General features: G+C 64.6%; 30 protein-coding genes and 1 pseudogene. 14 read left to right on the plus strand and 17 right to left on the minus strand.

Features of this window, described 5'->3' with window-relative positions; genetic code table 11:
* Nucleotides 1-46 precede the first annotated feature (46 nt).
* Entirely contained in the window at nucleotides 47-799 is a 753-nt protein-coding gene (locus W7S_RS12445; protein WP_014711611.1) for a hypothetical protein, read from the minus strand.
* A 159-nt stretch (nucleotides 800-958) separates the two neighbouring features.
* Between W7S_RS12445 and W7S_RS12450 the strand changes: the two genes are divergently transcribed.
* From W7S_RS12450 to katG, 3 genes are all read left to right on the plus strand, one after another.
* The gene (locus W7S_RS12450; RefSeq protein WP_050989416.1) at nucleotides 959-2185 is read left to right on the plus strand and encodes an Ig-like domain-containing protein; all 1227 of its coding nucleotides are present in this window, start codon (nucleotides 959-961) and stop codon (nucleotides 2183-2185) included.
* A 111-nt stretch (nucleotides 2186-2296) separates the two neighbouring features.
* On the plus strand, nucleotides 2297-2737 hold the full coding sequence (locus W7S_RS12455; protein ID WP_014711613.1) for a Fur family transcriptional regulator: 441 nt from the start codon (nucleotides 2297-2299) through the stop codon (nucleotides 2735-2737).
* Between the two features lie 50 nt (nucleotides 2738-2787).
* Nucleotides 2788-5028 carry a catalase/peroxidase HPI gene (katG, locus tag W7S_RS12460; protein WP_014711614.1) on the plus strand — a complete coding sequence of 747 codons (2241 nt, stop codon included), beginning with the start codon at nucleotides 2788-2790 and terminating at the stop codon, nucleotides 5026-5028.
* A 60-nt stretch (nucleotides 5029-5088) separates the two neighbouring features.
* On the opposite strand, the gene W7S_RS12465 is transcribed toward katG, so the two are convergent.
* Nucleotides 5089-5886, minus strand: coding sequence for a DUF1906 domain-containing protein (locus tag W7S_RS12465; protein ID WP_041297836.1), 798 nt, complete (start codon nucleotides 5884-5886; stop codon nucleotides 5089-5091).
* A 290-nt stretch (nucleotides 5887-6176) separates the two neighbouring features.
* Between W7S_RS12465 and W7S_RS12470 the strand changes: the two genes are divergently transcribed.
* Genes W7S_RS12470 through W7S_RS12480 form a run of 3 tightly spaced genes read left to right on the plus strand, consistent with a single transcriptional unit; the run spans nucleotide 6177 to nucleotide 9242 of the window.
* Nucleotides 6177-7427 carry a glycosyltransferase family 4 protein gene (locus tag W7S_RS12470; protein WP_014711616.1) on the plus strand — a complete coding sequence of 417 codons (1251 nt, stop codon included), beginning with the start codon at nucleotides 6177-6179 and terminating at the stop codon, nucleotides 7425-7427.
* On the plus strand, nucleotides 7421-8179 hold the full coding sequence (locus W7S_RS12475; RefSeq protein WP_014711617.1) for a class I SAM-dependent methyltransferase: 759 nt from the start codon (nucleotides 7421-7423) through the stop codon (nucleotides 8177-8179). Before W7S_RS12470 ends, W7S_RS12475 begins: the two co-directional genes overlap by 7 nt.
* Nucleotides 8166-9242 (plus strand): prenyltransferase, encoded by a 1077-nt coding sequence (locus tag W7S_RS12480; RefSeq protein WP_014711618.1) that lies wholly within the window; start codon nucleotides 8166-8168, stop codon nucleotides 9240-9242. The genes W7S_RS12475 and W7S_RS12480 overlap by 14 nt, the downstream gene beginning before the upstream one ends.
* 14 nt (nucleotides 9243-9256) lie before the next feature.
* Here the strand turns inward: W7S_RS12480 and W7S_RS12485 are convergent, their stop codons facing one another.
* On the minus strand, nucleotides 9257-9919 hold the full coding sequence (locus W7S_RS12485) for a class I SAM-dependent methyltransferase (protein ID WP_014711619.1): 663 nt from the start codon (nucleotides 9917-9919) through the stop codon (nucleotides 9257-9259).
* A gap of 119 nt (nucleotides 9920-10038) precedes the next feature.
* On the opposite strand from W7S_RS12485, the gene W7S_RS12490 reads away from it, so the two are divergent.
* The 4 genes from W7S_RS12490 (at nucleotide 10039) to W7S_RS12505 (ending at nucleotide 13224) form a co-directional block, all read left to right on the plus strand.
* Entirely contained in the window at nucleotides 10039-10722 is a 684-nt protein-coding gene (locus W7S_RS12490; RefSeq protein WP_232527320.1) for a cutinase family protein, read from the plus strand.
* Nucleotides 10723-10840: 118 nt separating this feature from the next.
* The gene (locus W7S_RS12495) at nucleotides 10841-11413 is read left to right on the plus strand and encodes a TetR/AcrR family transcriptional regulator (RefSeq protein WP_008256689.1); all 573 of its coding nucleotides are present in this window, start codon (nucleotides 10841-10843) and stop codon (nucleotides 11411-11413) included.
* A 134-nt stretch (nucleotides 11414-11547) separates the two neighbouring features.
* Nucleotides 11548-12186, plus strand: a complete 639-nt coding sequence (locus W7S_RS12500; RefSeq protein ID WP_008256696.1) for a carboxymuconolactone decarboxylase family protein — start codon at nucleotides 11548-11550, stop codon at nucleotides 12184-12186.
* 738 nt (nucleotides 12187-12924) lie between these two features.
* The gene (locus W7S_RS12505; protein WP_008256699.1) at nucleotides 12925-13224 is read left to right on the plus strand and encodes a PE family protein; all 300 of its coding nucleotides are present in this window, start codon (nucleotides 12925-12927) and stop codon (nucleotides 13222-13224) included.
* Nucleotides 13225-13564: 340 nt separating this feature from the next.
* Here the strand turns inward: W7S_RS12505 and W7S_RS26920 are convergent, their stop codons facing one another.
* Nucleotides 13565-13771, minus strand: a complete 207-nt coding sequence (locus W7S_RS26920; RefSeq protein WP_131810880.1) for a hypothetical protein — start codon at nucleotides 13769-13771, stop codon at nucleotides 13565-13567.
* A 252-nt stretch (nucleotides 13772-14023) separates the two neighbouring features.
* Here W7S_RS26920 and W7S_RS12510 point away from each other — a divergent pair, with 252 nt between their 5' ends.
* A complete protein-coding gene (locus tag W7S_RS12510; RefSeq protein WP_008256701.1) occupies nucleotides 14024-14872 on the plus strand; it encodes a family 16 glycosylhydrolase in 849 nt (282 codons plus the stop codon).
* A 10-nt stretch (nucleotides 14873-14882) separates the two neighbouring features.
* On the opposite strand, the gene W7S_RS12515 is transcribed toward W7S_RS12510, so the two are convergent.
* Complete coding sequence (locus W7S_RS12515; protein WP_008256704.1) at nucleotides 14883-15671, minus strand: SAM-dependent methyltransferase; 789 nt, start codon at nucleotides 15669-15671, stop codon at nucleotides 14883-14885.
* 146 nt (nucleotides 15672-15817) lie between these two features.
* Between W7S_RS12515 and W7S_RS12520 the strand changes: the two genes are divergently transcribed.
* Nucleotides 15818-16552 (plus strand): hypothetical protein, encoded by a 735-nt coding sequence (locus W7S_RS12520; RefSeq protein ID WP_008256706.1) that lies wholly within the window; start codon nucleotides 15818-15820, stop codon nucleotides 16550-16552.
* Here W7S_RS12520 and W7S_RS26925 read toward each other — a convergent pair.
* The 7 genes from W7S_RS26925 to W7S_RS12550 form a co-directional block, all read right to left on the minus strand.
* Nucleotides 16525-16797 carry a hypothetical protein gene (locus W7S_RS26925; RefSeq protein ID WP_136244639.1) on the minus strand — a complete coding sequence of 91 codons (273 nt, stop codon included), beginning with the start codon at nucleotides 16795-16797 and terminating at the stop codon, nucleotides 16525-16527. The two genes, W7S_RS12520 and W7S_RS26925, sit on opposite strands and share 28 nt — an antisense overlap.
* A 358-nt stretch (nucleotides 16798-17155) precedes the next feature.
* Nucleotides 17156-17515, minus strand: a complete 360-nt coding sequence (locus W7S_RS12525; protein ID WP_232518772.1) for a hypothetical protein — start codon at nucleotides 17513-17515, stop codon at nucleotides 17156-17158.
* Complete coding sequence (locus W7S_RS12530) at nucleotides 17515-17832, minus strand: hypothetical protein (protein ID WP_008256710.1); 318 nt, start codon at nucleotides 17830-17832, stop codon at nucleotides 17515-17517. Before W7S_RS12530 ends, W7S_RS12525 begins: the two co-directional genes overlap by 1 nt.
* A gap of 4 nt (nucleotides 17833-17836) precedes the next feature.
* Nucleotides 17837-18667 carry a phage major capsid protein gene (locus W7S_RS12535; protein WP_008256712.1) on the minus strand — a complete coding sequence of 277 codons (831 nt, stop codon included), beginning with the start codon at nucleotides 18665-18667 and terminating at the stop codon, nucleotides 17837-17839.
* Nucleotides 18668-18803: 136 nt separating this feature from the next.
* Nucleotides 18804-19238 carry a hypothetical protein gene (locus tag W7S_RS12540; protein WP_008256715.1) on the minus strand — a complete coding sequence of 145 codons (435 nt, stop codon included), beginning with the start codon at nucleotides 19236-19238 and terminating at the stop codon, nucleotides 18804-18806.
* Between the two features lie 22 nt (nucleotides 19239-19260).
* Nucleotides 19261-20598, minus strand: coding sequence for a phage portal protein (locus W7S_RS12545; RefSeq protein WP_008256717.1), 1338 nt, complete (start codon nucleotides 20596-20598; stop codon nucleotides 19261-19263).
* Nucleotides 20595-22067 (minus strand): terminase large subunit domain-containing protein, encoded by a 1473-nt coding sequence (locus W7S_RS12550; RefSeq protein WP_008256721.1) that lies wholly within the window; start codon nucleotides 22065-22067, stop codon nucleotides 20595-20597. The genes W7S_RS12545 and W7S_RS12550 overlap by 4 nt, the downstream gene beginning before the upstream one ends.
* 17 nt (nucleotides 22068-22084) lie before the next feature.
* On the opposite strand from W7S_RS12550, the gene W7S_RS12555 reads away from it, so the two are divergent.
* Together W7S_RS12555 and W7S_RS27710 are read left to right on the plus strand one after the other, a co-directional pair.
* Entirely contained in the window at nucleotides 22085-22675 is a 591-nt protein-coding gene (locus tag W7S_RS12555; RefSeq protein WP_008256723.1) for a hypothetical protein, read from the plus strand.
* A 189-nt stretch (nucleotides 22676-22864) separates the two neighbouring features.
* Nucleotides 22865-22990, plus strand: coding sequence for a hypothetical protein (locus tag W7S_RS27710; protein WP_255348946.1), 126 nt, complete (start codon nucleotides 22865-22867; stop codon nucleotides 22988-22990).
* An 18-nt stretch (nucleotides 22991-23008) separates the two neighbouring features.
* On the opposite strand, the pseudogene W7S_RS27850 reads toward W7S_RS27710, so the two are convergent.
* From W7S_RS27850 to W7S_RS12570, 5 genes and pseudogenes are all read right to left on the minus strand, one after another.
* Nucleotides 23009-23230, minus strand: a pseudogene (locus W7S_RS27850) (hypothetical protein); the annotation flags it as partial.
* Between the two features lie 27 nt (nucleotides 23231-23257).
* Entirely contained in the window at nucleotides 23258-23443 is a 186-nt protein-coding gene (locus W7S_RS12560) for a hypothetical protein (protein ID WP_136244640.1), read from the minus strand.
* 180 nt (nucleotides 23444-23623) lie between these two features.
* On the minus strand, nucleotides 23624-23872 hold the full coding sequence (locus W7S_RS12565; RefSeq protein ID WP_008256727.1) for a hypothetical protein: 249 nt from the start codon (nucleotides 23870-23872) through the stop codon (nucleotides 23624-23626).
* A gap of 12 nt (nucleotides 23873-23884) precedes the next feature.
* Nucleotides 23885-24610 carry a helix-turn-helix domain-containing protein gene (locus W7S_RS26930; protein WP_136244641.1) on the minus strand — a complete coding sequence of 242 codons (726 nt, stop codon included), beginning with the start codon at nucleotides 24608-24610 and terminating at the stop codon, nucleotides 23885-23887.
* Complete coding sequence (locus W7S_RS12570; protein ID WP_008256729.1) at nucleotides 24607-24804, minus strand: AlpA family transcriptional regulator; 198 nt, start codon at nucleotides 24802-24804, stop codon at nucleotides 24607-24609. The genes W7S_RS26930 and W7S_RS12570 overlap by 4 nt, the downstream gene beginning before the upstream one ends.
* Nucleotide 24805: the final 1 nt, after the last annotated feature.

Here is a 24805-nt window from a genome sequence, read left to right on the forward strand (position 1 = left end):
GGCTGTGCTGATACCCCAACCCGGCACGAAGAAACGCCGCGCGGGTTCACGCCCGCTTCAGCCGGGCTTTCGCCTCAGTGAGCGAGTCGGCGGCGGCTCGGCTGGCTTCCTTGGCCCGCTCGTAATTGTGTTCGGCGCTACCAAGTTCGCGCTCGGCCGCCCGCAGCGCCCGCGCCGCCTCGTCACGGCGGCGCCGGGCCTCGTCGCGCTGGGCTTCCCGCTCGGACAACCTGTCGTCGGCTTCGGCTTTGGCCCGCTCGGCTTCGGCGACCGCCGCGCGGAGCTTCTCGACGCGCCCGCGATGGGGTTTCTCGGGCGCCGATTCCGGCGCCGCCTCCCCGAGGGCGCCGAAGCCCGACCACTGCTCGGGCCGCGTCAGTCGGCCCAGCCGCGCCCTCACCTGCGGGTCGGCGACGGCGGCTTGCAGGGTGCTGGTCAGATCCTCGCGCACGGACGCCGACGGCTGCTTCACCTCGGCGGCCCGCAACGCGTCGCGAGTGAGTTCGTCGATGAGCTTGTGTTGCTCGACCGACAGGTCGCGGATGCGCGCGCCGTCCATCGCGGCGTGCGCCGCCCGCAACCGCTCACCGAGGTCGGCCAGGCGCTCGCGGGTGTCCTTGCGCCGCAGGGCCAGCCGGTTGACGATCCACGCCGCCGTCGTCGGCTTGGTGGCCGCCGAAATGCGTTCGGCGGCGGCGTCGTCACCGCGCTTCCTGGCCGCGGCCGTCAGCCGGGCGCGTTCGGCGGTGAACTCCTTGGGCGGCACGCCATAAAGATCGTCGAGTTCCTCGTCGGCCATGAAGCCATGATCTCTCGCGGGCCGGGCGTCGGCATGATTCTTTGCGCCGGGCGTGTACCCACGGCGAGGGTCCGGCGATCTCCTCGCCCGCAATGCGCGTTCGGCCCAGGACACCTGCACGTTTACGGGCAGGGCGTCGCGGGTTATCAGGTGCACACCATGACAATCCCTTGGCCCCGCCGGCTCCTGCTGGCCGTGTTCGTCGTTGTCGGCGTGGTCGGCGCGATCCAGATCGCATCGCGGGATCATCACTCCGAAACCGCGGCGACGACGCCCGGGCCCGCGCACGTGACGTTCACCCCCGCCCCCGACGCACACGACGTCGACCCCGTCGCTCCCGTGATGGTCAAAGCCGAGGTGGGCACCCTGGCCGGGGTCGACATGGTCAACGAGACCGGTACGTCGGTCCAGGGCGTCATGACCCCGGACAACCTGGTGTGGAAGCCCACCGTCCCGTTGGGCTACGGGCGCACCTACACACTGACGGTCACCAGTCGCGGCACCAACGGTGTTGCGGCCAAACAAGTCTCGACGTTCACGACGTTGCGACCGTCCAACCAGACCAAGGTGTCGTTCACCACCACCGCGGAGGCGCCGCTGCGCGACGGCGGCACCTACGGCGTCGGAACGGTCATCGTCGCGCACTTCGACGAGCAGATCGCCGACCGGGCGGCCGCCGAGCGACGCCTGGCCGTGACCACCACCCCGAAGGTCGAGGGCTCATGGTTCTGGGTCGACGGCCAGAACGCGCACTGGCGCCCGGAGCACTACTACGCCCCGGGCACGCAGATCACGGCCGAGGCGCAAATCTATGGAATCGCTTTGGGCGACGGGCTATTCGGGCAAGACGACAGTCGGGTCTCGTTCCGGATCGGGGATGCGCACGTCTCCATCGCCGACGACGCCACCAAACAGATCAGCGTCTTCAACAACGGAGCGCTCGTGCGCACGATGCCCACCAGCATGGGAATGGGCGGCACCGAAGATGTCGGCGGCCGCAAGATCTCGCTGTGGACCCCGCCGGGCGTGTACACCGTGCTCGACAAGGGCAATCCGGTCGTCATGGACTCCTCGACCTTCGGGTTGCCCAAGAACTCCCGGCTCGGGTATCGCGAAACCATCAACTACGCCACCAAGATCAGCACAGACGGCATCTACCTGCACGAGCTCGAAGCGACGGTGTGGGCCCAGGGGCACCGCGACACGTCGCACGGGTGCTTGAACCTCAACGCCGACAACGCGAAATGGTTCTACGACTTTTCGGTGCCCGGCGACGTGGTCGAGGTCCGCAACAGTGGCGGGCCGCCGCTGGCGCTGGAGCAGAACGGCGACTGGACGCTGAGCTGGGACCAGTGGCGCGAGGGCAGCGCGCTCAAGCCCACCTGATATTCGCGCGACGTGATCCAGACGTGACGCAGCCCATTCGTTACCCGGAATTGTGCCCCACTTCACAGGAAACTCTTGACTCGTTCCAGATAAGTGCGTCATATTGGTGCGGTGTCATCGACGGCCGATTACGCGGACAGGTTGCGGATGGCCGATCTGCGGGTCACCCGCCCCAGGGTTGCCGTGCTGGAGGTCGTGGACGCCAACCCGCACGCCGACACCGAGACGATCTTCTCGGCGGTCCGGGTGGGCCTGCCCGATGTGTCCCGACAGGCGGTGTACGACGTACTCAACGCGCTGACCGCGGTCGGCCTGGTCCGGCGCATCCAGCCGTTGGGCATGGTCGCGCGCTACGAGTCGCGGGTCGGCGACAACCACCACCACGTCGTCTGCCGGTCCTGCGGGATCATCGGCGACGTCGACTGCGCCGTCGGCGAGGCACCGTGCCTGACACCGTCGGACGACGACAACGTTCTTGATGGCTTCGTTCTCGACGAGGCCGAAGTCATCTACTGGGGCCTGTGCGCCGATTGCTCGACTGCAGGCTCCTAGATCACAGCCCGTGATCGCAGCCCGATTCACCCACCCTCGAAAGGAATGCTGTGTCATCTGATACATCCAGTAGCCGCCCACCCCAACCAGACAGCGGGACGGCTAGCAAGAGCGAAAGCGAGAACCCAGCAATCCCTTCACCCAAGCCGAAGGCGCATGCCCCGCTGACCAACCGGGACTGGTGGCCCGACCAGGTCGACGTCTCGTCGCTGCACCCGCACTCGCCGCTGTCCAACCCGCTCGGCGACGACTTCGATTACGCCGCGGAGTTCGCCAAGCTCGACGTCGAGGCGCTCAAGGCCGACATGATCTCGCTGATGACCACGTCGCAGGACTGGTGGCCCGCCGACTACGGCCACTACGGCGGCCTGTTCATCCGGATGAGCTGGCACGCCGCGGGCACCTACCGCATCCACGACGGCCGCGGCGGCGCCGGCCAGGGCATGCAGCGCTTCGCCCCGCTGAACAGCTGGCCGGACAACGCGAGCCTGGACAAGGCCCGACGGCTGCTTTGGCCGATTAAGAAGAAGTACGGCAACAAGATCTCCTGGGCCGACCTGATCACCTACGCGGGCAACGTGGCCCTGGAGTCGATGGGCTTCAAGACCTTTGGCTTCGGCTTCGGCCGCGAGGACGTCTGGGAGCCCGAAGAGATCCTCTGGGGAGAAGAGGAGGAATGGCTGGGCACCGACAAGCGCTACTCGGGTGAGCGCGAGCTCGCGCAGCCCTACGGCGCGACGACCATGGGCCTGATCTACGTCAACCCCGAAGGCCCGGAGGGCAAGCCCGATCCGATCGCCGCGGCGATCGACATCCGCGAGACGTTCGGCCGGATGGCGATGAACGACGAGGAGACCGCCGCGCTGATCGTCGGCGGGCACAGCTTCGGCAAGACCCACGGCGCCGGTGACGCCGACCTGGTGGGCCCCGAGCCGGAGGGCGCCCCGATCGAACAGCAGGGGCTGGGCTGGAAGAGCTCGTACGGCACCGGTTCGGGCAAGGATGCGATCACCAGCGGCCTCGAGGTGGTCTGGACGCCCACCCCGACGAAGTGGGACAACAGCTTCCTGGAGACGTTGTACGGCTACGAATGGGAGCTGACCAAGAGCCCTGCCGGGGCGTGGCAGTTCACCGCCAAGGACGGCGCGGGTGCGGGCACGATCCCCGACCCGTTCGGCGGTGCCGGGCGGGCCCCGACGATGCTGGTGACCGACATCTCGTTGCGGGAGTCTCCGATCTACGCCGATATCACGCGGCGCTGGTTGGACCACCCCGAGGAGCTGGCCGACGCGTTCGCCAAGGCGTGGTACAAGCTGTTGCACCGCGACATGGGCCCGATCAGCCGTTACCTGGGCCCGTGGGTCGCCGAGCCGCAGCTGTGGCAGGACCCGGTCCCGGCCGTCGACCACGAGCTGGTCGACGACAACGACGTCGCGGCGCTGAAGAAGAAGGTGCTCGACTCCGGGTTGTCCATCCCGCAGTTGGTCAAGACGGCCTGGTCGGCGGCGGCGAGCTATCGCAACACCGACAAGCGCGGCGGAGCGAACGGTGGCCGGCTGCGCCTGCAGCCGCAGCGCAGCTGGGAGGTCAACGAGCCCTCCGAGCTCGACAAGGTGCTGCCGGTGCTGGAAAAGATCCAGCAGGACTTCAACGCCTCGGCATCCGGTGGCAAGAAGATCTCGCTGGCCGACCTGATCGTGCTGGCGGGCTCGGCGGCCGTCGAGAAGGCGGCCAAGGACGCCGGCTACGAGATCTCGGTTCACTTCGCGCCGGGCCGCACCGACGCCTCGCAGGAGAGCACGGACGTGGAGTCGTTCGCGGTGCTCGAACCGCGGGCCGACGGATTCCGCAACTACATCCGGCCGGGTGAGAAGGCGCCGCTCGAGCAGCTACTGATCGAGCGGGCGTACCTGCTCGGCGTGACCGGTCCGGAGATGACGGTGCTCGTCGGCGGGCTGCGTGCCCTCGGTGCTAACCACGGCAGCAGCAAGCACGGGGTCTTCACCGACAGGCCGGGCGCGTTGACCAACGACTTCTTCGTCAACCTGCTCGACATGGGCACCGAGTGGAAGGCGTCGGAGACCGCGGAGAACGTCTACGAGGGACGCGACCGGGCTTCCGGCGCGCTCAAGTGGACCGCGACCGCGAATGACCTTGTCTTCGGCTCCAACTCGGTGCTGCGTGGACTGGTCGAGGTCTACGCCCAGGATGACGCCCACGGGAAGTTCGTGGAGGACTTCGTCGCGGCGTGGGTGAAGGTCATGAACAGCGACCGGTTCGACCTCAAGTAACACCCGGATAGCGAGCGACACCCCGCGGGCCATCGGCTCGCGGGGTGTCGTGCGTTCGGATCAGCGCGGCAGATCCCATTGCCCGTAGTCGGGCGCGAGGACGTCGTCGACGTCCACGTTGATCCCGCCGAGCAGCGGGCCCGGGTTCGACGGGCTGTTGACGACGGCCTGGTAGAGCACCGCCGCCGGTTCGCGCTCCCCGTGCGACCACGACCGCGTCTGCCACGCCCACCGGTGTCCCGGCGTGCTGGAGTTCCCGATGACGCCGTCGCGGATGGCCCACCCGCATGCCCTGGCGTGCCCGTAGATGCCGGTGCGGCCGACGCCCAGCACCGAGTTGATCCCTCGAAACCAGTCGACGGCAACGCCATTCCAGGTGTTCTCGTCGATGTCGTCGTCGATGCTGAAGAAGATCGGCGCCGAATCCGGTCCCCCGGCCGCGGTGTGCAGGCGCATCGCCGTCTGGGCGTCGGCGACGCCCCCGTCGTGCCCGCGGGTGCAGTCCGACGGGTCGGGCCAACCCGGCTTGCCGTACTGGAAGTTGCTGACGATCTGCAGGCCCGCCGCGCGCAGCGAGTCCGCATACGGGCGGGTGATGGGCTTCGCTTCGAAGTTCGCGCCAGGCCGCGACTCCGACACGTAATTGACCACGCCGCCGTATCCCGCGGCCTTGATCTCGTCCGGCGCGATCCTCTTCTCGGCGAAATCGATCAGCGTCAGTCCGGCGGCCGCCGCCGTCGGTCCCTCGGCCATCGCGGCCGCCAGGCTGAGGATGGTCGGGGCGAACGCGTACCTCAGGACGTCGCGTCTGGAGACAGATCGCGGCGCGTGTCCCGCCGGTGCAGCCGAATCCCGCACCGCGCGATGGTAACAAAGGCCGCGGGCCGCTCATTTTCGCCGGTCAGCACCGGCAGGCCCCCGGCCGGAAAGCCGGCGGCCCTCCGCCAGTGGCATGATCTTTGCGTGTCGGACATCCCGGGGGCCGTCTCCGCGCGAGACGGAGGATTTCGGGCTCGTTGCGCTCGCTTAGGTGATCGAACTATAGTCTGGACACATGTCCAGTTTGCTGTCACGGAGTTCGGGAGCCCGTTGACCGCGATGGATTCGGCGCCTTTCCGCGGTCATTCTCCAGCAAAGAAGAGTTGAGTATGCGAATTGCCCTGCTGTCCTACCGTAGTAAGACCCATTGCGGCGGACAGGGCGTCTACGTGCGCCATCTCAGCCACGGTCTGGTGGAACTCGGTCACGACGTCGAGGTGTTTTCCGGGCAGCCGTATCCCGACCTGCTCGACCCTCGGGTCCGGCTCACCGAGGTTCCAAGCCTTGATCTGTATCGGGAACCCGACCCTTTCCGGGTGCCGCGGCCGAGCGAAATTCGCGACTCCATCGACCTTTTGGAATTGCTGACCACGTGGACCGCAGGCTTTCCCGAACCGCGGACGTTCACGATGCGGGCCGCGCGGTTATTGGCCGAGCGGGCAGCCGATTTCGACGTCGTGCACGACAACCAGAGCCTGGGCACCGGGCTGCTCACCATCGCGGGCGCGGGACTGCCGGTGGTGGCCACCGTGCACCACCCGATCACCCGCGATCGGGTGCTGGATCTGGCCGCGGCGCGATGGTGGCGAAAACCGTTGGTGCGCCGCTGGTATGGGTTTTTGGACATGCAGCAGGAGGTCGCCCGCCACATCCCCGACCTGTTGACGGTCTCGTCGTCCTCGGCCGCCGACATCATCAGCGACTTCGGCGTCTCGCCGGACCAGCTGCACGTGGTGCCGCTCGGGGTGAACACCGAGCTGTTCAAACCGGGCTCCGGCCGGCGAGAACCGGGTCGCATCATCGCGATCGCCAGCGCCGACACCCCGCTCAAGGGCGTCCGTACCCTGTTGCAGGCGGTGGCCAGGCTGCGCACCGTTCGTGATCTCGAGTTACGGCTCGTCGCCAAGGTCGAACCCAACGGCCCGACCCACAAGCTCATTGCCGAACTCGGGATCTCCGACATCGTGCACATCACCAGCGGGCTCTCGGATGCCGAGCTCGCGGCGTTGTTCGCGTCCGCGGAGGTGGCGTGCATTCCGTCGCTCTACGAAGGGTTTTCGCTGCCGGCCGTGGAAGCCATGGCCAGCGGCACCCCGATCGTCGCCAGCCGGGTGGGCGCGCTGCCGGAAGTCCTTGGGACGGACGGCGCTTGCGCCGAGCTGGTGCCGCCCGCCGACGTGGACGCACTGACCCACGCGCTCGCCGAACTCCTGGATTCTCCGGAAAAGCGCCGCCACCTCGGCAGGGCGGGACGAACACGCGCAGTCGACGTGTTCAGCTGGGAAGCCGTCGCCGCCCAGACCGTCCGGGTCTACGAGCGGGCGATTGCCCGTACCGCGCGGGGCCAGGCGACATGCTGACAGTCGATTTCGACCGCCTCGGGATCGGGCCGTCGAGCAAGGTCATCGACGTGGGCTGCGGCGCGGGCCGGCACGCGTTCGAAGCGTATCGACGCGGCGCCGACGTCGTCGCCTTCGACCGCGACGAGGACGAATTACGGTCGGTCGACACCATTTTGCGCGCGATGGCCGACAACGGCGAGGCGCCCGCCGGAGCGTCGGCGAAGGTGGTGGTCGGGGATGCGCTCACATTGCCCTACGCCGATCAGACATTCGACTGTGTCATCGCCTCGGAGATTCTGGAGCACATACCGCAAGACGACATCGCCATCGCCGAACTGATCAGGGTGCTCAAAGTCGGTGGCACGCTGGCGGTCAGTGTGCCGCGCTGGCTGCCCGAACGCCTGTGCTGGTTGCTGTCCGACGAATACCACGCCAACGAGGGCGGCCACGTCCGCATCTACCGGGCCAACGAATTGCGCGGCAAGATCCTCGATGGCGGAATGGAATTGACACATACCCATCACGCGCATGCGCTGCACTCGCCGTTCTGGTGGCTGAAATGCGCTGTGGGCGTCTCTAACACCGACCACCGCGCGGTGACCGCCTACCACAAACTTCTGGTGTGGGATCTGATGCAGCGACCCAAGATCACCCAGCTTGCCGAGTCACTGCTCAATCCGCTGGTCGGCAAGAGCGTGGCGATGTACTTCGTCAAACAGCAGGACGCCGATAGCCAAGCGAGCGCGGGATATTCAGTTGCATCGGTCTAAGCTGCCCGCGGTCGCCGGGGTGCTCACTCCCGAACAATGCCGACAGACCGCGCTGTCGATTGCCGCCGCACAGGAATCCTCGGGCGCCATCCCCTGGTTCGAGGGCGGCCACACCGACCCGTGGGATCACGTGGAGTGCGCGATGGCGCTCACCACCGCCGGACTGCTGGAGCCCGCACGGGCGGCCTTCGACTGGAGCCGCCGCACTCAGCGGTCCGACGGCTCCTGGCCCATCCAGTTTCGGGCGGGTGTGATCGAAGACGCCAATAGCGACAGCAACTTCTGCGCCTACATCGCCGCCGGTGTCTGGCACCACGTACTGGTCACGGGCGACGCCTCGTTCGCGGCCGACATGTGGCCGGCGGTGCGCAAGGCTATCGATTTCGTCATCGACATGCAGGTCGGCAACGGTGAAATCGCTTGGGCGCGAAGCGAGGCCGGTCTGCTGCCGGAAGCCTTGCTGACCGGGTGCTCCAGCGTGTTTCACAGCATCCGCTGCGCGCTCGCGCTGGCGGCCTTCGTCGAGGACCCGCAGCCCGAGTGGGAATTGGCGGTGGGCAGATTGGGCCACGCCATCACCGACCATCCGGAGGCGTTCACCGAAAAAGAGCGCTACTCGATGGACTGGTACTACCCCATCCTCGGCAGTGCCTTGCGGGGTCCGGCGGCGGACGCGCGCATCAAGCAGCGCTGGGACGACTTCGTCGTCGACGGTCTGGGCATCCGATGCGTCGGCGATCGCCCCTGGGTGACCGGCGCCGAGACCTGCGAGCTCGTGATGGCGCTGGATGCCCTCGGCCAGCGCTCCGAGGCTCACCGCCAGTTCGCCGCGATGCAGCACCTTCGCGAAAGCGACGGATCCTATTGGACGGGCCTGGTTTTCGCGGACGGGAAACGGTGGCCCGAGGAGCGCACCACCTGGACCGGCGCCGCGATGATCCTGGCGGCGGACGCCCTGTCGAATGTGACCGCCGGCGCGGGCATCTTCCGCGGCGACGCGCTGCCGATGGGCCTGCAGACCGACTTCGACTGCGAATGCGTCGCAACCGGGCCCGGCCGGTAGCGGGAGACTGTCCGCTACATCGGTTCCCCGGGCTGGCCGCTGACGCGTTCGAGCACGCGTAGCGATCCGGTGGCCGATACCTCCCGGAACTTCTCGGAATCGATTGCGCGACAGTAGATGTAGTACGGAGGCCGCCCACCGTCCTTGGGGTCGGGAAAGACGTCGTGGATGACCAGCGCCCCACCGGCGGCCACCCACTTGGCCCATCCGTCGAAGTCCTGGTTGGCGGCGTCCTCGCTGTGGCCGCCGTCGATGAACAGGAACTGCAGCGGCGCCCGCCATGCCCGCGCCACCAGTGGCGACTTGCCGACAATCGTGACGACGTGGTCGTCCAGCTGGGCGGTGTCGAGGGTGCGGCGAAACGTCGGCAGGGTGTCGAACAAGCCCGTGACCTCGTCGACCAGCGAGGCGTCGTGGAATTCCCAGCCCGCCTGATGTTCCTCGGAGCCGTGGTGGTGGTCGATCGTGTAGAGCACGCTCGCGGTTTGCTGCGCCGCCGCGCCCAGCAACAGGGTGGATTTGCCGCAGTACGTGCCGATCTCGACGCCGGTGCCGCCGCCGAGATAGCGCAGCGCGGCGTCGTACAGCGCGCGCCCCTCGTCGGCCGGCATGAAACCCTGTACCCGTTCGGCCAGGGCGAACAAGCGCTCGGGCGCACCCGCGTCGACGTGATCCATCAGCTGAACCTATCGCCTGGATCGGCGCCACCGTTACCGTGGTCGATGTTCGCGCTGAGCGATCACGCGAGGTCTGCGTGCAGGCCGGCCAGCGGGCCCGGCGGGATCGCTTTACCATCATGGGCGTGCGCGCCTTGCCTATCCGTAAATTCGCTGCCGTCGGCCTTGCCGCGGCGACCACCGCGGCCACCCTGGTGCTGGTCACCGCGGCCCTTCCGCCCGCGGCGCCATCGGCCGCCGCGGCCTGCCCGCCGGTGCAGGTCGTGTTCGCCCGCGGCCGCAACGAATCGCCCGGACCGGGCGTGCTGGGCAACGCGTTCATCAGCGCCCTGCGATCCAAGGTGAACAGGACCGTCGACGCCTATGCCGTGCGGTACCCCGCCGACACCGAGGTCGCGCAGGGTGCCAACGACATGAGCCACCACATCCAGGACATGGTCAACAGTTGCCCCGACACCCGGCTTGTGCTGGGCGGCTACTCGCTGGGCGCGGCGGTCACCGACGTCGTGCTCGCGGCGCCCGTCGGCGCGTTCGGTTTCGACAGCCCCCTGCCGCCGGGTGTCGACCAGCACATCGCCGCGGTCGCGTTGTTCGGCAACGGAAGTCAGTGGGTGGGTCCGATCACCAACTTCAACCCGACCTATAACGACCGGACCATCGAGTTGTGCCACGGCGCCGACCCGATCTGCAACCCGGCCGACCCGAACACGTGGAAGCAGAACTGGCCACAGCATCTCGCCGGCGCGTACATCGACGCGGGCATGGCCAACCAGGCCGCCGACTTCGTCGCCGGCAAGCTCTGAGCCAGGCGCGCAACAGGCAACGCGACAACCGCACGTCAGGAGACCGACGATTCCCGCCGTACGTCAGCAAAGCGATAACGCGCGGCGCCGCCATGCGCGGCGAAATGCCGACCGCAGCGTGTCCGACGCGCGCTGGCGAGACATTCTCAAGGGCGCCGCGCAAGTGTTCCGCCGGCAGGGGTTCGCCCGGGCGCGCCTCGAAGATGTCGCCAGCGAGGTGGGCATCAACCGTGCGTCGCTCTACTACTACGTCGGCACCAAAGAGGAATTGCTGGTCGCGCTCGTCGAGCAGCCGGCTTACGAGATGACCCGGCACTGCCGGGATGCGCTCGAGTCAGACGGGCCGCCCGCGGAAAAGTTGCGTCGCGCCCTGGGTGCCTACATCGGGGACCTTGTCACCCATCCTGAGCTCTTTGTGCTGTTCGCTGAAAGTCAGTACATCGCAACCATTCCCGAAGCACAAGGCATAGTCGAAAACGCCGACGTGTATGGCAAGACGCTGCTGGCGATCATCGAAGAAGGTGTCGCGGGCGGGGCTTTCCGTTCGGATCTGGACCCGCGGCTGGTGATGCTTGGTGTTCTGGGCATGTACAACTGGATTCACCGTTGGTATGTGCCCGAAGGTCGTAGCTCGCTGACCGAGATCGGCGATAACTTCGCGGACATGGTGCTCGCCGGCTTGCGCCCCTGATCGCGGAATGGACGGATCCCTCATCCGCGCTGGCCGTGAGCTGCGTCGGCGCCGCGGTGGAACTTAAGATTGATCGGCATCCTACGCAGACTGTCGTGTTGCCCGATCTGTGCCGCGACCTGAAAGGAGACGCAATGCCGCGTCTGAAGCCGATCCCGCGGAGTGAAATCAGCGACGAATTCACACTGAAGATGTACGACTTCATGTTCGGCGAGCGTGATCCTGTGCGCGAGCCGGGTGCGGTTGGTGGCACGCTCGGCAACTGGTGGACTGTGATGGCCCAGTCCCCCGCCGCCCTGCGCCACGCCGTCCGTGGCTTCCGCCTCTACCGCGAAGAGGTGTCCATCCGGGCCGATCACCGCGAGCTGGGCCAAGTCCGTGCGGGCTGGGTGGTCGGTAGCCAGTTCGTCTTCTCGCAGCACTGCAAAGCGGGCCGGTCGGCGGGTTTGTCTGAGGAGAAGATCGCGGCCATACCGTCCTGGCAGACCGCCGACTGCTTTGACGAGACCGAACGGCTGCTGCTGGCCTATACGGATTGCCTTGCGGGACAGCACGGTCGCGTTCCCGAGCGGTTGATAACCCAGTTGCGGGCGGTTTTCAGCGACGCCGAGATCCTCGAATTCACCTACACCACAACGATGTACGTGATGCACGCAATCATGTCCCGGGCATTGCGGCTAGAATTCGACGACGTCGACGACCCGACTGTCGAGGTCGATGATCCCGAAGGCGGCGGCGTGCTCGACATCGGCGCCGCGACGTCCGGGGCATGACTGACGATCGCTGAGAAATGATCGGCGGGGGCGCAGCGAACTGCTAGACGGTTTCGCGAGCGCGGCCGGGCGGCTCGATGGCCGCCCGGCGCCGCACTCGCAGCCCCGCATGGCCGAGAACAGGCTGACCCCGATTTCGCCGACGGCGGACAGCCAGGATAACCAGGTGACGTTGATCCGCGGTCCCGACGTAAAGCTGTCTTGGAAATCGGGGAGGAAGGTGGGCAACGCGCGCGTAGACAAACAAGGTCGCAGTGCCGAACCCCTCCATCGCCGACGCTACCGAACGCAGTGTTGTCACCGCATTCCAGTTCTCGGCCATCGGCTTCTCCCAACTAGCGGCTACTACGAACTGTAGTAGTTCTCGGAGCGTGTAAATGCCCCCCGGCGGCGCACCGCGTATGGCCGCCGTCGCGCTTAGGTCGACGAACCCTCGAAAGTCGCGCGGGTCAATGTCTGAACAACTATTCAAATAGGACACATATGTTCAGCGACAGTATATGTTTTCGCGCCGTGAACATATATTCCCATAGCAAATTCACCAGCTCCCGCCGTTGAGTTTATCGAACCATAGTCGGGCCAATTAAAATCAATGAGAGCGTGTACGAAAGGCAAAGTTCAGCCCTTTTTTAAGGCAGCGGACGCGTTGAACGTGTCGCTTCGCGATAAATACCGTCTCGGGGCAACCGGACACGTCGGCGTGTTCGTCCGGGGTCCAGTCCACTGAAGGGAAGTCAGATGTCGTCCGTATCTTCTGCTCCAGACAAGCTGTCGGCCGCGGCCGCAAACCTGCAATCGATCGGCGCGGCACTGAACGCCGAGAACACCGCCGCGGCGGCCCCGACGGTCGCGGTCGTTCCGGCCGCGGCAGATGAGGTTTCAATGTTGACCGCGGTGCGATTTGCGGCTCATGCTCAACGGTTTCAGGAACTGAGTGCGCGCGCGGCCGCGATCCAAGACCTGATGGTGGTGATGCTGGCCGCCAGCGCCGGCTCTTATGCGGCGACCGAGGCGGCCAACGCGTCGTCGGCGGAGTGAGCGTTCGGGCGTCCGGGGATCAGAACAGCGGACTGCTGCCGTCGCGGCGGCCAAGAACATTCGGTAACAGGGGCGCGCAAAACGCATTGGCGAGTGCCAAACTACGCTCAAATCAATCGACGACTATACCTCGCAATACATGATAATCGACAACGCTATTGTTTACGTCACGACATTCGTGAAAGGTTTGGGGCCCGCGGCCGCGGCGACCAAGCGATCGAGGACAAGAGGGTGATGCGCTGGACTCCGTCGCCGCCGCCCAGGGCGTATCTGCGGCGGGCCATGGGTAGCCGCGTGGGGTGCGCGTGATTTCCAGGCACCCAGCCAACCCGAAAAGGGATCAGGCCGGGGTGTTTGTGCTCGAGTAGGCCTTGAAATTGCGGATCAAGGGAATAACCGCATTGCCCGAGACCGCTGCGCGCTGACGGGTCCGAAACGAAGGATGGCGACGCATCGCCTCGCTACGTTCGCGTTCACGACGTTGGGCGGCGGCCCATACCGGGTGGGACTGAAGGAAAATAACCGTGCCTTCTTGGGTATTCGCCACGATCGTCACTCCTCTCAGACCACCCGCAAAGCTAGGACAGTGGTTATTGGATCGTGATCCCAGAATGCCCGCCGAATCCTGAGACCAAACCATCCCCCGAGATGAGAATTGGCCGTGAATTCCCAAATCTCATCCGGGTGCCCCTGCCGTGCCGCCGTCCGTGCACGGCCGACCGCGATTCGAACCGTAGCGGCAGGCTCCGACAATTCCCGTTTACCGTCGCGCACCGCCGGCTGCTAGGGTCCCTTGCTTATGCCGGAGATCGATCGCCGCCGCATGATTTTGACAACCGGGATCGGCGTGCTGGCAGCCGCGCTGCCGGCCCCGAAAACCTGGGCCTACCCGGCCGGACGGGATGAACCCGCCGGTCGGATACCGGCGCCCGCCGCGCCCAGCGGCCAGTCCGGGACCTACATATTCGCCGACGAATTCGACGGCCCTGCCGGTTCTGCACCCGATGCGTCCAAGTGGGTGGTTGCGAAAGCCCGCGAGACGATCAAGGACCCAACCTATTGGGAGCGACCCGAGAACATCGGCCAGTACCGCGATGATCGCCGGAACGTGTTCCTGGACGGCAAGTCCAATCTGGTCCTGCGCGCCGCCAAGGACGGACCCACTTACTACAGCGGCAAGGTTCAGAGCACCTGGCGCGGCGGGGTCGGCCACACCTGGGAAGCCCGGATCAAGCTGAACTGCCTGACCGCGGGCGCCTGGCCCGCCTACTGGCTGGGCAATGACGACCAGGGCGAAATCGATGTGATGGAGTGGTACGGCAACGGCAACTGGCCCTCGGCCACCACCGTCCACGCCAAAGCCAACGGCGGCGAGTGGAAGACCCACAACATCGCGGTGGACAGCGCATGGCACACCTGGCGATGCCAGTGGGACGAGGCCGGCATCCGGTTCTGGAAGGACTACGCCGACGGCGCGCAGCCCTACTTCGACGTACCGGCCAGTGCCCTGCCCGATTGGCCGTTCAACGGGGCGGGTTACACGACGTATCCGGTCTTCAACCTGGCGGTGGCCGGCTCGGGTGGCGGTGACCCCGGCCCCGGCACCTACCCCGCCGACATGCTCATCGACTGGATCCGCGTCTGGTAGACCGGCGCGCTCAGTGCGTCAGCAGGGCGGTCGCGCTCCAGGCCCGGCCACCCGGACGGCGGGGATCCGGCTGCGGCAGCCACGCGAGCGGGCGCATCACCAGCGGTAAGCGACGCATGCGGTGGGCGGCCAGATACAGCGCTTGCACGTCGACGGTGCGCCAGCCGAGGCTTTCGAAGTAGGCCAGCCCGTTCTCGGGTGCGAACTTGAACGGCGCGTTCTGCAACATGCCGGCCATCTTCTTGTTCATCAGCTTCTTCAAACCGGGCCCGGCGAAGTCGAGCATCCACCAGTGGACCTCGGGCCGCTTGATCGCCGCGGAAAGGGCGGTCACGTCACCGTCGTCCAGATACATGAGCAGGCCCTCGGTCAGCACCAGCGCCTTGCTTGCACCGTCGAGCGCCTCGTTCAGGAAGTCGTCGCGGGCCCGCGGGTCGGCGAGGTCGACGGCGGTGCGGGTCAACCGGCAGCGCGGCACCTGCTCGGCGAGCACCTGCGTTTTCTCGGAGAGCAGCTTCGGCAGATCCGCTTCCACCCACACGAAGTCGGGGGGAAGGTCCAGCCGATACGGCCTGGTGTCCAGCCCGGCGGCCAGATTCAGCACCCGGTCGCATCCGTCGGCGATCGCGTCGGCGATGGCGTCATCGATGATCTTGGTCCGCGCGACCAGCCACCAACCGCTGCGACTCGTGCGGGGCACGTTGTCGACGATCGCGCGGCCGTGCTCACCGGCCAGGAGTCCGGCAAACGGGTCGCTGAACAACGCGTCGGGGCGGGCCGATTCGGTGGCCCGGTGCAAGGCCGTCCACCGGATCGTCGGTAATCCGATACAGCCGCGCGATGAAGGGCTCAAAATCCCAAATGACAGCAGTGTGATTCACGCGTACCCTGGAAACCTTCGCCCGGTGCAATGCACCAGGGTGGAGTAACAGGAAGCACGACTACATGCAGATCCACCAACTATTCGTCGAGACACTCCGCGACATACGACAGAAGCTCGACAGCAACCCAACCGAGTATCAGCTGTTGAAGGTGTCGAGTCTGCTGCGGCAGATCCTATTGGAAAACTTGCTAGAAGATGCGAGCACGGCCACCTCCATGGAGGCCAAGTTCAAAGTCGTACTGCCGAAGCCGTATGTGCCCTCAGCCCAGTTAGACGCGGCGTGGGTGGCGATGCATGCAGTTCATCCCGAAGTCAAGCGCGTGAACGTTGGTGTGGGGATGCGTGGCGGCCTAATGAGTGGCGTGGCGTCCGAACCGGGCGACCAGGTGCTCGAACTCTTGCGGAAGGACTTTCTCGCCCACCCCATCGGTCTCACGCTGAGTGACGTTCAGTACTCCGTTGAGAGCGTGCTGCGCGTAGCAGCGAACAGCCTTGGTGGCACCCACAACGACGGTAAGCCCAACCGCAACAAAGAGGCTGAGGAACTGCGCAAGTACATGGAAAGCGGAGGAGCGCACTGGTTCGGCAGGTCTATGCCTTCGGCATTTGTGTTTGAGATTGCATGCTGCACTCTGCGTGCGTGTGAGCCACTGGCGGATGAACTTGAGCGTCTCGGGCTGTACTCACCAGCAGTGAGCGAGTGGGCATGGGACGGCAGCGGCACGGCGACATCAGGACTTTTCAGTGGAATGTCAGCGGGCACAAACCTTTACGTGGAATGTCTTCCCGTACCGTGACGAAAGCCGCCCGCCTCGTCGTGGAAGTCCTGGTAGGCGCAGGCACTTTTGATTGGGTACTCGTCGCGCTCTACTGGCGTAAGTCCGAAAATTCCTGACAGTATCGCCAACTGGTCAGGCGCGAGGTCGGGTGCGAGATCAGCCTGAGCCTGAGCCAGCGCCTCACTCTCGGGCGACAGCGGATAGAGCGGGACGGGGCCGCTTGTGTAGCGGTGGTCGTTGGGGTCTTCATCGGTGAACATCATGGGCCCTCACGATAGTAGGTTGAATATCGTTGCGTGACACCGCGATTAATACCGTCAAAGCCTGATCTCCGTCTACGCGGCGCTAGGACAGTGAAACGACGAAACCCCCCGGCAAGCCGAGGGGTTTCGGTGCGCACGAGAGACGGCGCGCAACGCCGGGTCAACACCAAGCCCGGCAAGTGTGGGTGGCCCCGCCCGTAACGCTGCCCATCCAAACAGCTAGGCGGGGCCGTTGGCGGCTTTAGGAGACCGCCCACTACTGAGCTGGCAGGGTGCATTTCCCTCGCGACAGGCGCGGCTCAGTGTGTTGATTGGTGCCGTTCGCTTTGGTGACAGCCATGCCACGAACGGCAAGTATTCAGTTAGCGATGTACGAGACCCAGCGGTAGCGCAGCGGTCGCCCCGAAAGGCTATGGGTGTCCGGCCATAGGCTTGGTCCGATCACCTTCAACCGCTGCCCGCCAATGGCGAGAATGTCGTTCGGCTGCAGCGTGATACCGGAAGCAATCGGGTACCCGACCATGCCCGCTGTGCTGACTACGTCGCCCCGTAGGCTGGCGTCCTGGGTGACGCTGCGGGTGGATCCGCTGTCGCCGCCGATGATTACATCGATGGTTCCGATTGGCGTTTCATCGACGCGGACGACGTTGCCGTCCTGGTCGATTGGGTCGCCGTGTGCGTCGCGGGCGTATGGACGAAACACAGTGCCGCTACTCATTATTGAGCCCTGATGCGATAACGATTGAGTACAAGGGTCTCAGCCAGCGACCAGCCGACGAACGCCGTCGCGTATGAAACCTGAGACGGACCCTCGACTTCTGAGTACCGAAGCCCGGTCGCGTTGGTGATCAGGCGGGCACTCGCGGTCAGGATCACCGACGCGATGTCCTCGTTCGGGCCTGCGTCGGTGAATCCCTGCCCACGGGTGTACGACTTCGCAAGGGAAGTGATCACCTGGATTACCGACGCGGCCTGAGCTGAGTCGACGGTGCGACCGAGGAACGCGCCCAGTGCTGTTGCGTCAGGCGCACTCATGGGGCTACGCCGCGTCGTAGAGACGAACCACGCCAGCCGGGTTGGCGAAACCAAAGCCGACGCGGGCGGTAGCTCGAACCTGCACCGCGTCCTCAGCGAACGCGGCTTCAGTCGAGCGGGTCACGGTGGTGCCGGTGCGCTGAACCACAAGGATCTGAGACGCGTCTACACCCCAGGCGTTCCCGCTGGCTACATCGACGCTCACGAGGACAGGCACGCCCGCCAGGGTGATTCCGTCCCCGACGTTGTCGAGCAGGCCCATGTTGGAGCCGGTCTGCTGCTTGGCCTTCGCCAGGGTCAGAGCCACGTCCGGCGACAAGACGAAGTGAGTCAGGTTGGCACCGTGCGCCTGGGCGGCGAACTTGGCGTCATGGAATGGGTCCAGCGAGGTCAGGGTAACGGTGCCGGTGTCGACAACCTGAATGCCGGAAAGCGAGAGAAGCCCGCTCGGGCCGTTGGTGGTCGTGTTCGAGAAGAACGCCGCGTCGATACCCTTCGCGACGGAGCGACCGAGGCGCTGCCCAACCTGATCGGCGACGGCGGGGTTAGTGTCCGCTGCAGCCTCATTCGAGATCTGAGTGCGACCGGCCACCTTCTTCGGAGTGATTACCAGCTCGTCAGTATCTGGGTCAGTCAGGGCGATAGTCGTGTTCTCGGCGTACCAAGCGACACTCGGATCGGCGGTCAACATCGGGAAGCGGATCGACTCGTTAGCGGTCGAGATCACCGTTCCGGCCTGGAAGGCGATACTCTTCGCGGCGACCACCGTGTCGATGAGCTTGCCGTAATCCTCAGGCGTCCACGCCTGGGCTAGGTTGCTGTCAAGAACAGCCATGATTGAAATCCTCTGGTGTATAGCGGTTTACGCGAACCGCCACCAGGGCGAATCATGGGAATGAGCACCAGGCTCGAAAGTTGAATAGCGTTGGCCACCAGGGCCGTTAGCTACTCTAATGGTATCACGGGACGGCTTATCGCAGCAGCGACGAGAAGTCCATCGGGCCAAAGCTGTTGCCGCGCTGCCCCTGTCCTACAGAGCCATTCGGCTTACGCGGCTTAGCCATGTGAGGCTTCGCGGCCACGAGGGCGTCCACGGCTTCGGCCAGCTTGTCGTCGTCCAGAAGATCTGGGTCATACGCGAGATCGGTTGCGTCGGCCAGCTTGTCGAGCGCGGATACCTTGAGGGCGAACAGTTCGCGGCTGAGTTCATCCACGCGGGCCTCTGCGGTCTTGGCGCGGTCGCGTAAGTTCTTGGCTTCGCGGCGAACCTTGGCCAGTGCTTCGGATTCCTGCTCGCCGTCTGTATCGCTCTCTACGGGCCCGGAGTCGTCCTCGGGTGTGGTGACTTCGGTCGGGTCTAGTTCGTCGTCGTGCGTGGCTTCTGGACCGGTGTCTGTGCCGCTCATGGCTCTCCTGTGGATTTGGGGGTTAGTAATTGTCCGCGCCCGAAAGGACTCGGCCCAGGGTGATGTCGCGGGCGTCGTTGGCTTCGGCCCTGATGTTCGCCAGCTCCTGCTCTACCTCGTCGTCGGACATCCCAAGCCCAGCGAGGATGGTGCGGCGACTCAACAGCCGTGAGCTGAACGCCTTTGTCGCAGCGTCCATCTCCTGAGCAACCGAACGAGTCGCGGCGCTGCTCCACTTCACCCTCAGCGGAAGCGTTGTCGGGTCGGTGCCGGGGTTATCGATGGCAATCAGAAGTCGACCCACCGTCTCCCAGGCCCTGCCAAACCGTTGTTGCTTCTGCTCACAGCGCGCCGTAAGTGAAGCTTCGCTCGCCCTCAGGCCATCGGCGCTGGGAACCTGACTGGCCGACAGCGGGTTTAGGTAATGGCTCGGTAGCGCAGACACAGCGGCGATCTGTGAAATAATCACCCGCACACCATCTTCGAACGCGCTTAGGTCAGCCGATGGCAAGGCTCCGAACTTGGTTTCGGGGTTCTCCGAAATCATGGTCTGCACCACGTCGATGTCATCGATGGGCGACACCAGGTCGACAACCGGCTGACCATCGTCGCTCAGAACAGGATCGCCGTTAGCATCAACTCGATTGCGCTCAACTAGCTCCAGGCCCGAGATCCAACGCCTACCTTTGCCAGCGGCCTCGGCTCCCACCATCATCGAAACCAACAGGTGGTTGAGCGCGTCGACCAAAGGCAGCAGATCACGGATCTCGCTGTGGCCGTTCTCGATTGGGACCAATGGAGGAACACCAAGGGGATTCGCCACAACATCCACTAAGCCAAACCCGGCAATCGGCGAGTCCGGCGACGGCGCTGAATAGTGCCGAATCTCCTGCGGTAGATACAAATAGGCTTCGGTTGTCGACTTGGTGTTGAACCTCTTCACCCCAGCGATAACGGACCTATCCGCAGGATCCCTCAGGACGTGGCACTGGCGCGGGCTCTCCACCGAGGCTACCGGCCTGCCGTCCTTCGTCCAGACCAACACGTAACCACAGGAGTACAGCAACGAGTCGGCCATGGCCTGCGCGGCAAGCTGATCAAGGTCTGTCTGAGTGAACAGATCCCACGCCCGAGGATCTGAATAGCCGACAATGCGCAGCCGCTCGACAATCGAATTTATCTGCAGTGCAGGTATATTCGAGGCCAGACGAGGCAGTCGGTTCCCGAGGGCCTTTCGGCTCTCGGGGCTAATCCAGGCTAGCTGCTGTTCGCCGCGCGCATACCGCTCAAGCTCGGTGTACCTTCCCTGCGGCGCGTCCAGCGCCTGTAGTGCCTCTTCCAAAAGATCGTTGTCGGTCAACGTGTTCCAATCGCTCGGTATTTCCGTTTCTGAGTGCCCAGCCAGGCGCAACGACTCGCGCACATGAGTAGGGCCGCCGCCGCGTCGACCTTGCCTGCTCCCCTGCGGCGGGAAGTCTTACCAATCCGAAGCCCACCGTTCGACTCGATGACCGTCGAGGCCAGCACATGGGCCGTCAGCGTCGGGTCACCGGAGTGAGTGAACTTGCCAGCCGTGGCCCAACTGAATAGCTCCGTCGTGGCCTTTGTCGTGCGGCTCGGACTCCACGGGAACTCAGAGACCTTTAACCCTTCTGACGACAGGATCTGCAATGTCCGTCCCCATCGAAACGGATCCGCTACAAGCTCTTTCACCCGCCAGCGGTTTCGTGCCTGGCGTATCGCGTTCTCCACGTCCAGCACCGGAATCCTGTACTCAGGGGTGCCGTCGTTGGCCCAGATCGCCAGGAGGTCATAGTGCGGCGTCTCCCCGATCTGCCCGACCACCAGGGCAGTTGCATCCGCATCCTTCCCGCCCCAACTGCCATCGAGGCCGATGACCACCTCAGCACCATCTGGAATCATGCGGCGATCCTCCAAGCCCTCCCACACCTCAGGCGCAATGAACGGAGACGTGTTCTCCGAAACCACCTGGCACAACCGCGACCGACGGAAATTGCCCTCAGTCGTCTGAGCCAGGAGGGCCCGCATGGAATCACGGGTCAGGAAGTCATCGAGACTCGGGCAGGCAATCTCCCAGCAGTGCTCGCAGGACGCCGGGTGATGCTGAAAATCGTCGGCGCTGAACTCCACCCACGCGAACGTTCGATCCTCAGGATGCTCCTGAGCATGCTTACGCAGATCAAGCAGAACCGAACTAGAGCTGTTCGGGGGTGTACCAATACCTATGGCCGTAGCACCCTGCTGCTTGCCCATGCCCAGCAGCAAGGTCTGCCACGTTTCCGGCGAGATCACCCCGACCTCATCGGCCAAGGCCAGCGTCCACGTGCCCAAGCCCTCTAGACGCTTGGCCTCGGCAGGTAGTGCCGTCAGGGTGCTCCCCTTGCTGGGAATCTTGATGTGGTCCCGGTAGACCTGGCAACGCGACGCCAGAGCCGGATTCAGCTCGACCATGCGAACGGCGGGCCTGAGCGTGAGACCGGCCTGACGCTCGTCCACGGCGACAATGGGAATCTCATTACCGTCTGGACCCAAGAACAGCTCATAGATCCCCAGAGCGGCCATCAGAGCTGTCTTGCCCGTACCGCGAGGACACATGATTCCCGCTACCGACGGGCGCGGGTTTGGATCCAGAATGGGACGCAGCATCTCAATCTGCCAGTCGCGCAACACGAATGGGGCACCCGAGCCCTTGCCCTTGGGCACGATCAAGTACTTCGCGCAAAACTCCGCAAAGCGCGCAGCGCCGACCGCCTCGGAAGCGAACGGCAACGGACTCGTGTCAGCTGCCCGCTTGGGTCCAGCAGCCATGAGATACTCCAATAACTATGGCGGATTGGGCGACCTGGGCACAGATTGCAGGTGTCGGCGGCCTGATCCTCGGCCTGTACAACGCGGGTCGCGGTATTCGCGAACCCGTGCGACTGCATCAACGTGAGCTACGTAAGCAACTGCGTGAGTGGATCTATGACGCCAACAAGGTGCTTAACGATGCCGATAGCCGCGTATTTGGGTACAAGGCGCTTGAGCCGTCGCACTGCCCCGACGCAATCGAACAAGCCGACAGTGAACTACGCAAATTCGAGTCGAACCTTCGGTCTCCCGGCGATGACCTGATAGTGGCTTACCGGGGCGTTCTCATGGGTGTGCGAATCGGGTGGTCCACCGTTGACCAGACTCCCGACGAAGAACGCCGTAGGACAACAATGTTCTGGACCACCAAGTTCGGCACGCAGGAATACACCAGCTACCCCAGTCACGCGGATTACATCCGCACCCTGCGAAGTGCAGTCAAAACGGGTGACGACATCACCGCCATAATCAATCGCATCGACAACGGGTCGTACTTCACCTACCTGCGTTACCGGACGCGACCCAAGGTATGGCAAACGATGTCGCGCCAACTGAAGCGGAAGTAATCGTCCCCGCGCTTTGCATGGTGTGTCCGGCAGGCGGTCGGCCCGGCCCCAACGCCCCGGTCGGCACATCTGCGCAGGTCAGCCGGTTTCGTGGTCGCGGCAAACGCGTTGGTTGCTGCCGTCGAGGTCGTTGGAACCGTGAGTTGTTGAGCTGCGGTGATGGGCCGCTGATCATGGACTCGTTGCGACGTGGGCGGTTCGTTGTTTGCGGGCGTTGATGGCGGCGTGCACGGCCTGGCGCTCGGCGTCGGCGCAGTGGTGCTGGCGTTGACCGTTGTGGAACCTGCACAGCACACGACAGTTGAGCGGTTCTAGTGCCAGCGTGGGATCTTCAGCTAGCGGGATGATGTGGTCGACTGTCAGGTCTGTTGTGGTCCCGCATTTTTCACAGAATGGTGATGTCTTGCGGAGTCGTGCCGAAAGTCGATCCCATGCCGAAGTGCGGTGTCGTTCTACCCGGCTGAGCGTGGTTGTCCGCTTGGGTTGGCAGTCGGCGCAGCGGGACGTACCGGGCTCGGCGTCCTCGCCGCATACGAGGCATGGCTTGGAAAGCATCAACACACCGGGATTGGTTGGATGTGCCTAGAGGCCTATTGCGGCGAGTTCCTGCGTCAGCTCAGTGATGGTTGCCTCACGGGCGGCGATGGTGGCGTCGGCTTCGGCGAGGAGCTGCCGAAGGTGGCGTGTCCTGATCTGTTCCTCGCGGAGCAGTTCTGCCGGATCGGTGGTTGGCTCGCTGGCGACGTACGGGAATGGTGTTGCGGCCATGTGCATCTCCTGGGATCGAGTAACTTCGGGGTCGAGTTGGTGCGCTGCACGCGGCTTGGACTTCACGTGATCCTGCGCTACTTAGCTGATGACAGTGCGTGCCGTTGCAGTGACAGCACCTGACGCGTATCCAGCGGCCACGCGTATCGATGAGTTCTGCGGCGCCATAGGCCCATTCGCTCACGCGTGCACCGGCTCATACAGGCGGTGATAGATGTCATCGAGCCACTTACGTGCGTCCTCGACCATGTAGCGCCATTCGTCGCTTAGATCCATGCCTTCGGGTGGCGTGGGCGGGATGTATTCCACACCAAGCCATTCGGCAACGGCCAGGGTGTCTCCGACCTGCCAGCATCGACGCAGCATCGCGATGGCCTTGTCTCGCGTGTACGGCAGCAGGCTGTACTTGCGGTAAGGGTTGTCACTCATCGCTTCTCACTCTCAGAACGGAGGTTCATCCTGTGTCCAGTGCTGCCCACTCGGTTCGTTCCAAACGGATTCGGCGGCTCCGACACTGGCCAGTGCGGGCTCGCGTACCCTGCCGCATGCGCGCCCGTGCCACTTGCAATCTGTGCAGTCGTCAGGCAGGAACTCATCAGGCGAGTCGTGGAACATCTGTGTTGTCACAATCCTAAGCGGCATCGACGGCGGTGAAACGGGCTCGAAGGAGTGTTCGCCAGCCGTTTCGCCGGGAGGATTTGATGTAAACGGATTTGTTAGAGGATCTGGTGAAGGATCTGATAGTGGGCGAGATTTCGCCGGTAGGTCTACGGAATCCTGCCGGTAGGTTGGCGAGATTTCGCCGGTAGCTTGCGGGATTTCGCCGGTAGGTACCTCGTTGGAATCGACCAACCGGCGAGATTCTGCCGGTAGCTCTGGCATGCCAAGCCCGTAGACAGTTGCGAACCCTTGGCCCTGGCCATTGCCGTGGCCGCGTGGACCCTTGACGAGATAACCATTCTCGGTCAGCCACTTCAGGTAGTCCCGTACTGAACGCGCCGACAGGCCCGTGTCGTCTGCCAGCCTCTGCTCGCCAGGGTGCGCATTGTTGCCGTACTCGTCGGTGTAGTTGAAGACGGCCAACAGCACTCGATACGCGCCGTTGCTCATGTCATGTCCACGCAGGCCCTTTAGGTAAGTCAGCTTGCTAAACACGTTGCTGCTCAACGGATTCCTCGCGTTGTTTCGGCGATGGCCCGTGCCACATGCGCATCGAGGTCGGACTGGTAGTAGTAGACCTTGCCGTGCCGCTTATGGCTGACGGGCGGGCGATCCTCGGATCGCAGCCGGTACAGGTGTGCAGGGCTATAGCCCAGGTAATCGGCAGCCTGCGGGAGGCTCAGCAACGTATCGGCGCTCATA

The sequence above is a fragment of the Mycobacterium sp. MOTT36Y genome (genome assembly GCF_000262165.1).
Classification (GTDB): domain Bacteria; phylum Actinomycetota; class Actinomycetes; order Mycobacteriales; family Mycobacteriaceae; genus Mycobacterium; species Mycobacterium intracellulare.